The organism is Rheinheimera sp. KL1 (genome assembly GCF_001275035.1).
In the GTDB taxonomy this organism is placed as follows: Bacteria; Pseudomonadota; Gammaproteobacteria; order Enterobacterales; family Alteromonadaceae; genus Pararheinheimera; species Pararheinheimera tangshanensis.
In genome coordinates, this window is the sequence record NZ_LAMX01000019.1 from 341,053 (window position 1) to 356,855 (window position 15,803).

Here is a 15,803-nt window from a genome sequence, read left to right on the forward strand (position 1 = left end):
CTGATTGGGTTAAGTTTAACTGGTCGTAGCTGTTAAAAGCTAACATCACAAAAACGAATGACCTCTTTAGGTAACTATCGGGGCAGAATAAGAAAAATACAGGACACGGGGAGAAGATATGAACAAGCTTTTGCTTAGCTTTGCCATTGCCAGTGCATTAGGTTTAGCCGGTTGCGGTGGTGAAACACTGGACGAAATTAAAGACAATACTCAAACAGGTGGTGAGGTTCAAATCCCTTTATCACGTGTAGTTTATGACCCTGCTAATGGTGTGTTATCACCTCCAAACGATTTGTTATTACAAGGTACTAATGATGGTACCTTGTTTATGCCCGGCGAAAAAGATGCAGCTGGTGCACATATTGATGCACCGAATTATGCAGACCCTTCTACTGCTTTAGGTGCATTAGATGGCTGGTCAACTCAGAACCCATTTACTATTGCACTTAATCTCAGTTCTGGCGTGACCTTAGATGCTGCCAGTGTGCAGCAAGCAGGTGCTGTGTACTTAGTGGAGACCCTGATGGGCGACCCTGCGTCACCTGACGCAGACTGTCGTGCAGTTACCCGTGGTTTAGCCTGTAAAGCAGTCGGCAGTCTTACTTTTGGTGTGGACTTTATCACTCGTGCCAGTGGCAACAGCATTGCGGTTATTCCATTAAAACCATTAAAAGCTGCCACCACTTATATTCTGGTGTTCACTGATGCGTTAAAAGACAGTGAAGGCCGTTCAATTGCTCCTTCTGCCACCTATGAGTTGGTGAAACAGGACATTACCACTAAGCCATTAGGTACCGCTGCTCAGCTGGCTTTACAAGGCGTGATCAATAGCTTTGAAAACGCAGTGTCTGCAGAGTCGATAAATAAAGACGGCATTATTTACACTGCAGCTATTACTACGCAGTCTACAGCGCCGGTATTTGCTGCGGTGAAGAGTTTATTAGGGGCGAAGTTACAAGCTGCATCGGCCACAAGCACGCCACTGCTGACATTAGCTAATTCAGGCGAAACAGCTCAGGATCGTCTTCCAGCTCCTGCTAATACGGATCCTCGTTTTCAGGCTGCGCTGGTTTACGAAGGCAGTATCAAATTGCCTTACTACTCAGCAATTCCCACCACTGCTGATCCAAGAGCGCCGTTAAACCAAAGTTGGAAAGCGCGCTGTGACTCAGGTGCTATTATCGCGGCATTAACGGATGCTGAAAAAACTGCACTCGAGGGCAGAATCACTGACCCTGCTCAGGCGGCTAATGATGCATTTTGTAAAGCTGCATCCAATGGTGCTTTACGTGACTTTGGCTTAGATAAACAACGTCATTTAACTAAATTTAATACGCTACCAAAAGAAACTGCAGAACTTTCAGTGCCTGTATTGGTGACTGTGCCTAACGAAGCGCTAACAGGCAAAACCAAACCTGCCGCAGGTTGGCCTGTTGTGATTATGCAGCATGGTATTACTTCGAAAAAAGAAGATATGTTAGCAGTGACTGCATCTTTAGCCGGTCAAGGTTTTGCCACTATAGCTATTGATCATCCACTGCATGGTGAGCGTGGTTTCGGGCCGATCAATGCGTCTTCCTCAGCGACAGCTACTGTGTATATGAACCTGTCTAATTTACTGGTAACTCGTGATAACCTCCGTCAGAGTATTGCCGATATTTTAGCTGTTCGTATTGGTTTACACGCGACCAATTTACCTGGCTTATTAAATAGAAACGATGTGCAATTTTTAGGCATATCTTTAGGGTCTATTACTGGTATATCCGCTGTTGCATTAGCAAATACCCCAGTGGGTATTGATACTTTAGACCCATTGTTCCCGATGCGTTCTGCTGCTTTCTCAGTGCCAGGCGGTGCGGTAGCTAACTTCTTATTAGACTCTGTTGCTTTTGGTGACACTATCAAAGCCAGCGTTTTACTTGGCGCTGGTGGTACTACAGCGCAGTCGTATACTAACTTTGCTACAACTCAAAATGGTTGTGGTGGCAGTGCAACGGCACCTTTTGCTAGTTGTTTCAAACCTTTCCTTCAGTATTTAACCAGCATCGACAGGGGCGCTGATGTCGCCGCTATTAATGCCGCTTTATCACAGTTTGTTTTTGCAGCACAAACGATCACTGATGCAGGGGATCCAAACAACTTTGCAGCTAGTTTTGTGGCTACAGAAACACCAGCTTATATTGCAGAAGTGGTAGGGGATGGTGGTAGCAATCTGCCTGATCAGGTGATTCCTAACGGTAAACCTGGTACTTCAACTATGCCTTTGGCTGGTACAGAACCATTAGCACGTCTGTTGGGCGCTGTAGCTGTGAATAATGTAGCAGGAAGTTATCCTGTAACAGGTACTGCACTGAGCCGCTTCATCGCCGGTGAGCACGCGTCCCTATTAAGACCTACAGTACCAGCTGTGACTACTGAGATGCAGACACAAGCTGTAAGCTTCTTTACCACCCGAGGTGCAGGTCTGCAGGTTGCAAACGGTGCTGTAATGGCTCCAGCTAACTAAGATTCAATACCTATCAAAAGCCCGGCTAAGTGCCGGGCTTTTTTATATCCAAGGACGGATGGTATGTCGAAAATGCAGGAGCATAGTTTCGACTTATTTATTAGCATCAGGCTACAATGCCAATAAATTTTCTTAAAAAGGAATAGAAGTGGAATTCTTATATCAATACGGCTTATTTTTAGCAAAAACAGCCACAGTAGTGATAGCTGTTGCTGTGATTATCGCCCTGATTGTCTCTGCTAAACAAAAGGCAAAAAAAGGTGAGCTGGAGTTTAGCGATTTGTCGCTAGATTACCGTGAGCTGACTGACGATTTACAGCAACAGCTCTTGGATAAAAAAGCTTACAAAGCCTGGTCAAAAAAACAAAAACAACAGGACGAGCCAAAAGAGCGGCTTTTTGTACTGGATTTTAATGGCAGTATGGATGCACATGAAGTGGAGGCCTTACGTGAAGAAATCACTGCTGTACTGGCTGTCGCGACAGCGACAGATGAAGTACTAATCCGACTAGAAAGCCCTGGTGGGGTAGTGCATGGGTATGGTCTGGCGGCGTCTCAGCTTGACCGGATCAAACAACAGCATATTCGTCTGACGGTCGCTGTCGATAAAGTAGCCGCCAGTGGCGGTTATATGATGGCTTGTATTGCCGATCGTATTTTAGCTGCACCTTTTGCCATTGTTGGCTCTATTGGCGTGGTTGCTCAGTTGCCTAACTTCCATAAGCTGTTAAAGAAAAACCATATAGATGTTGAGCAATTCACTGCAGGTGAATTTAAACGCACAGTTACCGTTTTTGCTGAAAATACCGAAAAAGGCCGAGAAAAATTTCAACAGGAACTGGAACAGACTCATGTTCTGTTCAAAAACTTTGTCCATAAACACAGGCCTGTCCTTCAAATCGATCAAGTGGCAACCGGTGAGCATTGGTTCGGTTACCAGGCGCTGGAATTAAACCTGGTTGATCAGTTACAAACCAGTGACGATTATCTGGTGCAGCAATTTAGCAGTAAAAAAGTTGTGCAGGTGAAGTATCAGATCAAACGTAAACTGGCAGAAAAAGTAGGTTTGGCTGCAAGTACGGCCTTAACAACAAGTCTGAACACCTTATCTAACCTGAGCTTTTGGCGTTAAGTATGGAGTCTGAATTCTGGCACAATTGTTGGCAACAACAACGTATTGGTTTTCATCAACAGGACATTCACCCGCTGTTGCCAATAGCGTTTTCACAACTGAACTGGCAACCGTCAGGCGCAATTTTTGCGCCTTTATGTGGTAAAAGCCTGGATTTGTGGTGGTTATCTCAGTACAGCAAGGTTATAGGGGCTGAGCTTTCTGTATTGGCGTGTCAGCAGTTTTATCAGGATCAGGCTCAGTCATTTGCAGTCTCAACACAAGGCCAGTTCCAGCGTTTTAGTCATCCCGCTGTGGATATTTGGCAAGGCGACTATTTTGACCTGAAGCCAGAGCAACTAGGTGATATAGGGCTGATTTATGACAGGGCTGCCTTCATAGCTTTACCTTTGCAAATGCGCATTGACTATGTAAAACAATTAAAACACTTATGTCCAGGACCTGTTTCATTGTTACTGCTTAGTCTGGAGTATCCACAAGAGGAAATGTCTGGCCCGCCGTTTTCGGTGACTGAGTGTGAAGTTAGGCAGTTATTTGATTTCGCTGCCTCTGTTGAACTACTGGCGATACGAAATCTGACCGGACGACCTTTTGCGCAGCGCCAGTTTAAGGTCAGTCATCTGATCGAAAAGGCATTTTGGATTTGCTGGTAATGAAATACGAGCCATAAAAAACGCCGCTAAATGCGGCGTTTTATGTCCATGGAAGGACGGTATGTCGCAACTGTCGGGAACGTTGTTGCGACGATTTCCTTTTTTAACTGTTTCTGCCCGCGTCCGGATTGTTAAAACAAGCTTCATCAAACTGATTTTCGCTTTTGGCAACCAGACAAGACACCATGGCATCACCCGTGATATTGACGGCGGTACGGGTCATATCCAATAAACGGTCGACACCAATAATCAGCGCAATACCTTCGACAGGTAAACCCACCTGCTGTAACACCATTGCCAGCATTATTAAACCTACACCCGGCACGCCAGCTGTGCCTATCGACGCTAAAGTGGCCGTCAGGATCACCATCAGGTAATCCATAGTGGTTAACTCAATCTGAAACACCTGCGCAATAAAAACAGTAGCCACACCCTGCATAATAGCGGTTCCATCCATATTGATGGTGGCGCCTAAAGGGATGGTGAAAGATGCAATATTGTTGCTTACCCCAAGTTTTTTCGTGGTCGTTTCCATATTGACCGGAATAGTAGCGTTGCTGCTGGACATGCTAAAAGCAAACAAAGCGGCGTCTTTCATTTTTCTGAAAAACATCAGCGGATTTAAGCGGCCAAAAACCGATATAAAGCTGCCATAAACTATAACACCATGAAAACACAATACAAAAAGTACAGTGCCAAAATACCAACCCAGACTTTCCAAATCTTTTAAGTCTAATGTGGTAAAGAGTTTCGCCATCAGGAAAAACACACCATAAGGGGCTAATGCCATCATAAACCCAACGAGTTTCATCACGACTTCATTTAAATCATTGAAGAGATTGCGCACGCGTAATCCGGCTTCACCACTCATGGCAATAGCGAGGCCAAATAACACAGAAAACACTATGATTTGCAGCATTTCACCTTTGGCCATAGCATCAACAGGGTTACTTGGAAACATGTTAATAAAGACATCAGTCAGAGAAGGCGCAGTTCCTGTCTGGAAGCTTGAATCTGTCACCATATTGACGCCAGCCCCCGGAGACACTAAAACCGCAAAGAAAATAGCCAGCGCTATAGCTATTGCTGTGGTTAAGGTAAATAAGCCCATCGCTTTGGCACCCAAACGTCCCAGCGTGTTTGGATCACTTAATGAGCTGGTGCCGCAGACCAGTGAAACAAAGACCAAAGGGACAACCAGCATTTTTAAGCTCGCAACAAAAATTTGTCCACCAGCATGAAAAATACCGTCCACAAAAAATGCCCGCAGGCCCAGTTCTGCACCAAACAAACTCAAAGTTCGCTCTGCTTCACCTGCCAACAGGAATTTAAAGAATGCGCCAACCAGAATACCCAGCGCCATGCCGATCAGAATACGTGGGGTAAGACCTAATTTCTTTTTTGCAGTCATTTTTTATCTTTTATTTGCCCGAAAAATGCCGCTTAGCCTACCAGTTTGTGAGCCAAAAGAAAAACTGCAACTGACGGAATTATTTTACGCCTTGGCTTAGCCCGTTCCTTAAGTTTCTACTAAGCTAGAGTAATTACAATAAGTTAGTGCATCCAATGGAGAATCCAGATGCTCAGAATCCGCTGGTACTTTGCTATCATAGTTTTGGCGTTATTAGCTGCATGTGGAGGAGGTGGCGGCACTATCAGTAACGATGACGGCGGTGAAACGACCGAAGTAATCAGCATCCGTCTGGCTTTAAGTACTGGAGCGGGGGGCGCTTCAGTGGAGCTTAGCAAAACACAACCTCTGACCTTAACTGCCACCTTGTCCTCATCCACTGGCCGGGCTATGGCGGGGCAGTTGATTAGTTTTAGCGTCAATGATGAGTTATTAGCTGGTTTTAATAATCAAGCGGGCACGGCTCAGACCAATGGCGATGGTGTCGCAACTATCGGGGTGCTGGTTGGTTCTAAAAGTGGTGCTGGTAACATCACCGCTACTTTAACAAGCGGGCAATCCACTACTGTTAGTTTTACATCCGCAGGAGATGCAGATGATGTTGCGCCGGAAGAGCCCGTCGGATCGCTACGCCTTATTGCAGATAACTTGCAGCTAGGGTCGGGTGGAACGGCGCAAGTGGCTTTATCAGCCGTGGTTTTAGATTCCAATAACATATTACAACCCGGTGTCACAGTGCAGTTTGCTGCCAGCTCGGGTGAATTACAGGTGGTTAGCGCATTAACAGAAGCGGATGGTGTTGCCAAAGCCACGTTATCAAGCAGTGTGGACTCATCATTACGCACAATCATTGTAACGGCATCCGTTGGTGATAAAACCGCGACGGTCGAGGTTGATGTGGTTGGTACCTCAATTTTAATCAGTGCTCCCCGTTCTATGGTGTTGTCTGATGAAGTGACTATGACTGCTGATTTAACTAACTTTGATGGCAAAGGTATCCAGGGCCAAACCCTAACCATCAGCTCCGCTTTAGCAAATCCAATAACCAGCAGTTCTCTGTTTACATCAGGGGATAGTGGTCGTGTATCTTTTAATTACAAAGCTTCTCAAGGCGGCACGGATGAGATCCGGGTGACAGGGCTAGGCGCTACGGCCATTGCGCCTGTTATTATTCAGTCTGATCAGTTCAGTTTTCTAAATACCGAAGTGATTGAAGTGCCACTTGGAACCGAACAACAGCTCAGCTTAGAGTGGTTGGTGAATAATTTACCTAATGCAGCTAAAGCGCTGAACTTTACAACAACCCGAGGACAGGTTGGGGTAATGACGGGTAACCTGACTCAGATTTCTGTCGATCAGACCACCAATGCTCAGGGGCTAGCTACAGTATTAGTCGCATCTGATTTCGCTGGATTTGCCAATATTTCTGCGACTGAGATCCGCGCCGGTGCGACTGATCTGTTGACGACTCAAACTCAGGTTGAGTTTATTGCGACAGTGCCCGATAACATCACAGTCTCGGCATTTCCGGCACAATTGGGACCTGGTGAGCAAAGTGTGGTGCGTGCGGTAGTTCGGGATCAGAATAATAATCCGGTGAAAAATCGCTCTGTTGCCTTTACATTAGACGGAGCCCCTGGTGGGTTGATTGATCCTGCTACCGCTATTACAGACTCTCAGGGGCTTGCCAGCACAGTGTTTACCGCTGATAACACTACGGGCGCTGGCAGTGGTGCGAATCTGAATGTGACAGCAACGGTGCTGAATACCACACCTGCCGTGAGTGCGAATACGCCTGTCGCTGTTGGGACCAGAACCTTGTTTTTCCGTTTTGGTACGGGTAATTCTATACAATCGCCCAGTAATTCTTTGTTTGCGCAAGAGTTCTCAATACTGGTGACTGACTCGTCAGGTAATTCTGTTGCCGGACAGGAGCTGAATGTTTCTGTTGTGCCTGTCAGCTATAACAAAGGTTCCTGGGTCGCTGTACCCGATTTGGCAGATTTTGAATACTGGGACGATGTGATTAGCAGCCCGACCTGTCAGAGTGAAGATATAAATAACAACGGAATTTTGGACCAGGGGGAGGACTTCAACGCTGACGGGCAGTTAACACCTGGTAACGTCGCCTCAGTGCCCCGAACTGTGCAGGCGGACGAAAATGGTATAGCAACTTTTGATTTAACTTATACCAAAGACATTGCACCATGGACCAGAGTTATGATTTCTGTAACGGGTTTTGCTGAGGGGACCGAAAACATCGCAAGTCGTGATTACCGTACTTTGGTTTCAGGTGAATATACCTCAGATGAAACTGCAGCTCCGGCTCGCAACCCCTTTGGTGAAGGAGCGCTTTGCAGCGATACTGACTAAATTTGGTATAACGACAGATCAGAGCTGTAGTAAATGACTGAACACATAAAAAAGGCGGAATTAAATTCCGCCTTTTTGCGTGTTGTTCTGATTAATCGCGTTGGAACTGATAAACAGAACCCAGTTTCAAGATTTGAGTCAGTTCATCAAGCGCCTGACGACTTTCAATCAACAGCTGTGGATCGGCTAAGTCGGCTTCGCTGATCTGGTCGCGATAGTGTGTATCCACCCACTGATTTAACCGGACAAATAAACTCTCGTTCATCAGCACCGCCGGATTGACAGCCTGATGTTCCGCTTCACTCATGGCCACACGCAAGCGCAGACAGGCCGGTCCCCCGCCATTTTGCATACTTTGTTTTACGTCAAAATAATGCACCTGACGGATAGGCGTGCCACGTCCTGTCAACTGTTCCAGATAGGCGGAGACCGTTGCACTGTCGCGACATTCTGTTGGCGCAATAATCGCCATGTCGCCGTTGGCCAAAGTCACCAGTTGAGTGTTAAACAGATAGGTCTTCACCGCTTCAGAAACCGATACTTCTGAAGTTTTCACTTCAATAAAATGCAAATCTGCAGCAGAGCCAAATTTACGACGAATTTCGTCCAGCTTAACTTGTGTATCGACAAAAGCCTGTTCGTGGAAAAACAGTACGTTTTGGTTACCCACTGCAATCACGTCATTGTGAAAGACGCCCTGATCGATCACATCTGGATTTTGTTGCATCATCACGGCAGTATTTTCTGATAAACCGTGCAAACGAGCGACGGCCTCACAGGCTTCCAGTGTATGGCGGGCAGGAAAACGTTTAGGTGCAGGCTTTGAAGAATCAAAGGCATAGCGACCATACACAAAAAGCTCTACGCCAGCTTTACCATAATTACTACATAAACGGGTATGGTTGGCTGCGCCTTCGTCACCAAAGTGATCGTTATCCGGCAAATGCTGATGATGCGCAAAATACTTGTCATCACTGAACATAGCTTTGAGGATCCGGCCCGTGGTTAAAGGCTCCAGTGAGCGGTGAAACTTATTGGTTAAGTTAGCCGGCGTAAAATGAATTTTACCGTCGGCAGTATCTGCACTGGGTGAAATAGTTGCGGCGTTGGCCGTCCACATACTGGAGGCTGAACAGACGGCTTTGAGCACTGCGGGCGCTTGTTTTGCCGCTTTGCTTATCACTTCACTGTCTGTTCCGGTAAAACCCAGACGTCTTAAGGTATAAACGTCAGGCCTTTCCTGTGGTGCCAGCACACCTTGTATTAAACCCAGTTCAGACAAAGATTTCATCTTCTGTAAGCCCTGCTTAGCGGCTTGTTTTGGGCTGGAGGTGTTTTTGGCGTTATTGAGAGAGGCAACATTACCGATGGATAATCCGGCATAGTTGTGCGTCGGCCCGACGAGGCCGTCAAAGTTTGCTTCAAAGAACTTCATTTTTGTTTTATTCCTTCATTTTTGGGAAGGGGCACTGCTTTTATTGTTATTGCGGCCGTTGCTTCATTTTTTTTCACTGGGCACTGAAAGCGGCAGCGTTTAAGGCTGTCACTGCAGTGATTCAGGGAAACTAACCTGCGTACTTATCGTCATAGTGTGGTTGCCAGCCGTTTAGCTTGCCTCTTTACTGTGACTTTTATCACTTTATGCAGGACCCGCTGTTTTATTCAGCGAAAAGTCACTAAATTGTGACCTTCTGGCATAATAATGAACTTATTCTCTTGTCACAACTTGAGTTTACGGATATACGTTAAAAAAGAAGTGCCCTGTGGCACGTTAAAAGGTCAGGGATCTCAATCATAAAATGGCGAAATCACTAGTCATAGTCGAATCACCAGCGAAAGCTAAAACCATTAATAAGTACCTTGGAAACGATTTCATCGTCAAATCCAGCGTCGGTCATATTCGCGATCTGCCAACGAGCAGCAGCAAAGATAAAGTCAAAGAAGACAAGACCAAGCTCAGCAAAGAGCAAAAAGAGTATCAGGCTCTCGTTGAACGTATGGGCATAGATCCAAACAACAACTGGCAGGCCCGCTACGAAATTCTGCCTGGTAAAGAAAAGGTCGTCAAAGAGTTGAAAGCTCTGGCTGAAAAAGCAGATACCGTCTATCTGGCAACGGACTTAGACCGTGAAGGGGAGGCAATTGCCTGGCACCTTCAGGAAATTATTGGTGGCGAACATCAAAAGTTTAAGCGGGTTGTGTTTAACGAAATCACCCAAAATGCCATCAAAAATGCCTTCGTTGAACCAGGTGAAGTGAATCAGCATCGTGTCAATGCGCAGCAAGCCCGTCGCTTTCTGGACCGTGTTGTGGGTTTTATGGTCTCGCCCTTGTTATGGAAAAAAGTGGCCAGGGGGTTATCTGCTGGTCGCGTCCAATCTGTTGCTGTGCGTTTAGTGGTTGAACGTGAGCGTGAAATTAAAGCTTTTGTGCCTGAAGAATACTGGACAGTTGCAGCGGATACACAAACCAAAACGGGTGTGGCACTACAACTTGAGGTGGCTAAACAAGCCGGCAAAGCGTTTAAGCCCGAGAATAAAGCTCAAACGGATGCTGCTGTGGCTTTGTTACAAAAAGCCAGTTACAGCGTCACAGACCGTGAAGACAAGCCATCGAGCAGCAAAGCTCAGGCGCCTTTTATTACGTCGACCTTACAGCAGGCCGCCAGTACCCGTTTAGGTTATGGTGTGAAAAAGACCATGATGCTGGCGCAGCGTTTATACGAAGCCGGTCATATTACCTATATGCGTACCGACTCGACCAACTTGAGTGTGGACGCATTAACAGCGTGCCGCTCGTACATCGAGCAGAATTTTGGCGCGAAGTACCTGCCAGAGCAGCCATTAAGTTATGGTAGCAAAGCCAATGCCCAGGAAGCGCACGAGGCCATTCGTCCTTCTGATGTTTTTGTACTGGCGAGTAGCCTGCAGGATATGGAGGCTGATGCCCGTAAGCTGTACGAACTGATTTGGCGTCAGTTTGTTGCCTGTCAGATGCCCTCAGCTCAGTACGATGTCACGACCATTACGGTCTCAGCCGCTGACTTTGAATTAAAAGCCAAAGGCCGGGTACTACGTTTTGATGGCTGGACTAAAGTACAGCCGGCACAAAAACGCAAAGACGAAGAAGAGCTGGTGTTGCCGGATGTGAAGCCTGGCGAAAACCTGCTGCTGGAACAGTTAGTGCCAGCTCAGCATTTCACTAAACCACCAGCCCGTTTTAGTGAAGCCAGTTTGGTTAAAGAACTGGAAAAGCGCGGCATAGGCCGTCCTTCGACTTACGCGGCTATTATTTCAACCATTCAGGAACGTGGTTATGTCAAAGTAGACAACCGTCGTTTCTATGCTGAAAAAATGGGTGAAATAGTCACTGACCGTCTAGTCGAGAACTTCAGCGATTTAATGAGTTACGACTTTACTGCCAATATGGAGATCCGGCTTGATGATATAGCTCAGGGGGAACTGCAATGGCGCAAGGTGTTGGATCAGTTTTATGGTGATTTCTCTACTCAGTTAAAAACAGCTGAAGCTGACCCGGAGCAAGGTGGCATGCGCACCAATCAGTTTGTTTTAACTGATATTGCCTGTCCAACCTGTGGCCGTCAGATGGGGATTCGAACTGCATCTACTGGCGTATTTTTAGGCTGTTCAGGCTACAATCTGCCGCCAAAAGAGCGTTGTACAACGACGATGAATCTGACCCCCGGTGATGATGCGGTCGAAGTCGCTGATGATGACGAATTAGAGACAGAAGTGCTGCGTCACAAAAAGCGCTGTGCTAAATGCGGTACTGCTATGGATCATTACCTGATTGATGAGCATCGTAAGCTCTATGTTTGTGGTAATAATCCTGGTTGTGACGGTTATTTAGTTGAATCCGGTGTATTTAAACTCAAAGGCTATGACGGCCCACTGATTGAATGTGAAAAGTGTGGATCAGATATGCAGCTCAAATCAGGTCGTTTTGGTAAATACTTTGGGTGCACCAACGATGCCTGTAAAAATACCCGTAAGCTGTTGAAAAATGGTGAAGCTGCGCCACCTAAAGAAGATCCGGTGCATTTGCCTGAACTTAAATGCGAAAAGTCAGATACCTATTTTGTCCTGCGTGATGGCGCTGCAGGTTTATTCCTTGCTGCCGCTACTTTTCCTAAATCGAGGGAGACAAGGGCGCCATTAGTGTCTGAGCTGGCTCGCTTTAAAGATCGTATCATGCCAAAGTTCCACTATCTGGCAGAGGCTCCAGCAGCAGATGCTGCTGGAAATCCGACTATTATCCGCTGGAGTCGTAAGACCAAGCAGCAGTATGTAATGACGGAAAAAGATGGTAAAGCCACAGGCTGGTCCGCTTGGTATGAAAATGGCCGTTGGGTCGTAACGAAAGAAAAAGCGAAGTAATTTTGGTGTTATAAAAAAGGCGCTTAGGCGCCTTTTTTACTGTCTGAGTAACTCTACCCAAAGTCATTGGCGTTGCAGCGCCGCGACAAGCACGCAGTCAACAAAGCTGCAGCTTCAAGTTGAAGGGGATATCCCCAAAGTCAATTGGAGTTGCAGCGCGGCGGGCAAGAAGGGATTGAGACCCCAGGAGCATAAGTTACCTATGTGACTGGGGCGAGAGCACGCAGTCAACAAAGCTGCAGCTTCAAGGACGAAGGGGAGTTACCATTTACGTTTAGGAGCGAATAGCACATCCAAATCGTTATTTTCCTGCTCTGCTTTTTTCTGTCTGTCACGCAGGTTGCCTTCTTTTAATTCAGTTGCAATATCTTCCAGGATTGTCATGACTTCACTTTTACGATTGGTAATGTAGTCATCGGCATGAGCGCAGTTGGACATGGTGGTCAACGCTTTTTCGTAGCATTGACGGGCAGAACCTAACATATTACCGGCGCGAGCCTGGTTACCGCGTTTAATCTGACTTTCTACATTAATACGCAGTTGCAGCATCTCCAGGCGTCGGTCTTCCTGCACTACGGTTTGAGTATCAATATTACCGCGTGCATGCTCAGCCCGCAAAATGGTGCGTAGTTTTTTTATGCCCTGAATCATACTGATAATTTGTTTATCGTTATCTGGCATAGTTAAACCTTCGACGGTTATCTCACCGGCCGCACTATCATTTAATCTGGCTTCTGTTTCTCCAATGCGTTTTTTTAACTCTTTTGAATTAGGCTCCAGCTCCAGCATGGCTTTGAGTGTGACTACTATACGCTTGAGCAGCATTTGCACTATGCCTTTGGTGATAGGCACATTAGCAGCGTTCAATAGAATGTCTTCAGTGTCTTCCAGCAGCGTTCTGAGTTTAGAAAACTCAGCACGTTTAAGCGATGCCAGTCGCTCTTTGTGTTGCTGCACTGCGTTGACAATCACGGCGATAATCACCAGTGCAACAACCAACACTATGATAATAGTAAAAAGCATCCACACTCCGTTGACCCCGGGCATTCAGGGGCTTTTCTGTTAAAACTGCTATTTAGCCAGTCTGCAAAACTTCTCTGCTTTCAAAACTTGTGTACTCAGGTCAAATCATGGCAGAAACAAACTAAACATAGCTCCGCCATACAAACCACCATTACTTAAGCGAATAAAACCTGTTTTACCATGATTCTTATGTGCTTTTGCAATTAAGCCTGCAAAAAACAGGCCTAAACCAGTGCGGCCTGCGGCTAAATTTAAGTCTTTCATCAGGGTATCGGCATTTTCCAGCATAAATTCAGGATAACCCGGGCCGTCATCATGCAATTCGATAGCCAGACCATCTTCGGTCCGCTCTGCACGTAATACTAATTTACTTTTGGTATAACGTAGCGCGTTGACAAACATATCGTTGATCAGATTGCTGATCAGATCGCTATCAAAATACCAAAGCAGATCAGAGTCAGCCTGTATTTCAATCTGAATGTTTTTTTGTGCGCTGTACATTTCATTTTTTAACTGAACTTCTTCAAATAAATCAGAAATATAATACTGATCGATTTGCAAAGGTAACTGATTTTTTTCGATGCGATACAAAGACAGTAACTGTAATAAATTAATATTCAGGCGGTTCGCTTCGTAATGAATACGGGACAACTCCTCGCGGCCATTGCCATCCAGTTGCTGCTGCTGTTGTTGCAGGTTATCAATCGACTGGATTAATAAGCACAAGGAGTTTTTCATATCATGTGCAGCAGATGCCAGCACTGTCGCAAAGTCGATGGATGAGTCTGAGCCTGACATACTGTCCCCGATGATCCCGTTGTACCGCCACTGGTATGAACATGGCAGTTTTTTTAGTTACTATTGGTTATATATTCCAACTAAATTAAAATAAGTTGGAATATCCAAACGAATATGTATAGTGTTTATAGCATATGCCAAGAACGGATCACTGACACATGAAATTACAACAGCTACGTTACATTGTTGAAGTTCTCAATCATAACCTGAACGTCTCTGCCACAGCGGAGAGTTTATACACCTCACAGCCTGGTATCAGCAAACAGGTGCGGATGCTGGAGGATGAACTGGGTATTCAGGTGTTTGGCCGTTCAGGTAAACATTTGACTCATGTTACACCAGCCGGCAGAGATGTTATTGAAATCGCTCAACAAATACTAGGAAAAGTTGAGAGCATCAAGGCAGTCGCCAAAGAACACACCTTGCCGGATCAAGGCAAACTGAACATAGCCACTACTCATACTCAGGCTCGTTATGCACTGCCTCCGGTGATCAGCGGTTTTATGAAAAAGTTTCCGAAGGTGTCTTTGCACATGCATCAGGGGACGCCTTCACAAATTGCTGAAGCAGCGTCTCGAGGCGATGCTGATTTTGCGATAGCAACCGAGGCTATGCATTTATTTAACGATCTGGTGATGTTGCCTTGTTATCACTGGAACCGCAGTGTGATTGTACGTCACGATCACCCGCTGGCAAATTTGAACCGTAAAATTGCAGTAGAAGATGTGGCTGAACATCCGATAGTGACTTATGTCTTTGGTTTTACCGGCCGTTCTGAATTGGATCGTGCTTTTGGTGAAAAAGGTTTAGAACCTAAGATTGTATTTACAGCCACTGACGCAGACGTGATTAAAACCTATGTTCGTTTGGGTTTAGGTGTCGGTGTGATTGCCTCAATGGCGATGGATAAAGAGACTGACAAAGATCTTGTTTCTATTGATGCAAGCCATCTGTTTGCCGCATCCACCACTAAAATTGGTTTTAGAAAAGGTACCTTCCTTCGTACTTATATGTATGATTTCATTGAGCGTTTTGCTCCACATTTAACCCGTGAGGTCGTGGAAAAAGCCAATATGCTGCGAAATCAGGACGATATAGACAGAATGTTTGCCAAATTTGAGCTACCCATTAAGTAGCTGCATCCGGATACGACAGAGGGCCTACTTGGCTAATGCCAGTCAGTTAAGCTGACTGGCATTATTTTTGTACGCATATTTGCTGGATTTCCTTTTGATTTGCCTTGGATAACTTCGCTCTTCACGCCTGAATGGTAAGACGTAAAACTCAGCCTGCTCTGTCAGGTTCGAGAGTTCTTTGGGTATGTGATGGGCATGACTCAATGTAAAACCAAACGTGAACATGTTGATGATGGCATGCGCGCACAAGGTAAAACTCAGTTCGTTTGGATAAATACCCGGCAAGACCTTACTCATCCTTACCATCTGGTATCGGATAAGGTTGTAACATAACAACATCCCCCATAACTCTTGCCTGATGAGTTCTGGCTTTT

General features: G+C 45.9%; 10 protein-coding genes and 1 pseudogene. 6 read left to right on the top strand and 5 right to left on the bottom strand.

All coding sequences use genetic code 11. The features are described 5' to 3' along the window. The first annotated feature begins 118 nt into the window (after nt 1-118). The 3 genes from WH43_RS11260 (at nt 119) to tmpT (ending at nt 4,291) form a co-directional block, all read left to right on the top strand. Complete coding sequence (locus tag WH43_RS11260) at nt 119-2,506, top strand: VolA/Pla-1 family phospholipase (protein WP_053424688.1); 2,388 nt, start codon at nt 119-121, stop codon at nt 2,504-2,506. A gap of 142 nt (nt 2,507-2,648) precedes the next feature. Continuing rightward, the gene (gene sohB, locus WH43_RS11265; protein WP_221411440.1) at nt 2,649-3,638 is read left to right on the top strand and encodes a protease SohB; all 990 of its coding nucleotides are present in this window, start codon (nt 2,649-2,651) and stop codon (nt 3,636-3,638) included. 2 nt (nt 3,639-3,640) lie between these two features. Further along, entirely contained in the window at nt 3,641-4,291 is a 651-nt protein-coding gene (tmpT, locus tag WH43_RS11270) for a thiopurine S-methyltransferase (protein ID WP_053424690.1), read from the top strand. Between the two features lie 103 nt (nt 4,292-4,394). Here tmpT and WH43_RS11275 read toward each other — a convergent pair whose 3' ends face one another. After that, entirely contained in the window at nt 4,395-5,702 is a 1,308-nt protein-coding gene (locus WH43_RS11275) for a dicarboxylate/amino acid:cation symporter (RefSeq protein ID WP_053424691.1), read from the bottom strand. Between the two features lie 168 nt (nt 5,703-5,870). On the opposite strand from WH43_RS11275, the gene WH43_RS11280 reads away from it, so the two are divergent. Continuing rightward, complete coding sequence (locus WH43_RS11280) at nt 5,871-8,075, top strand: Ig-like domain-containing protein (RefSeq protein ID WP_053424692.1); 2,205 nt, start codon at nt 5,871-5,873, stop codon at nt 8,073-8,075. Nucleotides 8,076-8,166: 91 nt separating this feature from the next. Here WH43_RS11280 and astB read toward each other — a convergent pair whose 3' ends face one another. Then, nucleotides 8,167-9,510: an N-succinylarginine dihydrolase gene (gene astB, locus WH43_RS11285; RefSeq protein ID WP_053424693.1), complete on the bottom strand. Its 1,344-nt coding sequence runs from the start codon at nt 9,508-9,510 to the stop codon at nt 8,167-8,169. A 364-nt stretch (nt 9,511-9,874) separates the two neighbouring features. Between astB and topA the strand changes: the two genes are divergently transcribed. Then, entirely contained in the window at nt 9,875-12,472 is a 2,598-nt protein-coding gene (gene topA, locus WH43_RS11290) for a type I DNA topoisomerase (protein ID WP_053424694.1), read from the top strand. A gap of 261 nt (nt 12,473-12,733) precedes the next feature. Here the strand turns inward: topA and WH43_RS11295 are convergent, their stop codons facing one another. Together WH43_RS11295 and WH43_RS11300 are read right to left on the bottom strand one after the other, a co-directional pair. Continuing rightward, on the bottom strand, nt 12,734-13,495 hold the full coding sequence (locus tag WH43_RS11295) for a hypothetical protein (RefSeq protein WP_053424695.1): 762 nt from the start codon (nt 13,493-13,495) through the stop codon (nt 12,734-12,736). 105 nt (nt 13,496-13,600) lie between these two features. Next, nucleotides 13,601-14,293 (bottom strand): sensor histidine kinase, encoded by a 693-nt coding sequence (locus tag WH43_RS11300; RefSeq protein WP_053424696.1) that lies wholly within the window; start codon nt 14,291-14,293, stop codon nt 13,601-13,603. A gap of 158 nt (nt 14,294-14,451) precedes the next feature. Between WH43_RS11300 and cysB the strand changes: the two genes are divergently transcribed. After that, complete coding sequence (gene cysB / locus WH43_RS11305) at nt 14,452-15,429, top strand: HTH-type transcriptional regulator CysB (protein WP_053424697.1); 978 nt, start codon at nt 14,452-14,454, stop codon at nt 15,427-15,429. 42 nt (nt 15,430-15,471) lie between these two features. On the opposite strand, the pseudogene WH43_RS20685 reads toward cysB, so the two are convergent. Next, nucleotides 15,472-15,803, bottom strand: a pseudogene (locus tag WH43_RS20685) (IS4 family transposase); the annotation flags it as partial.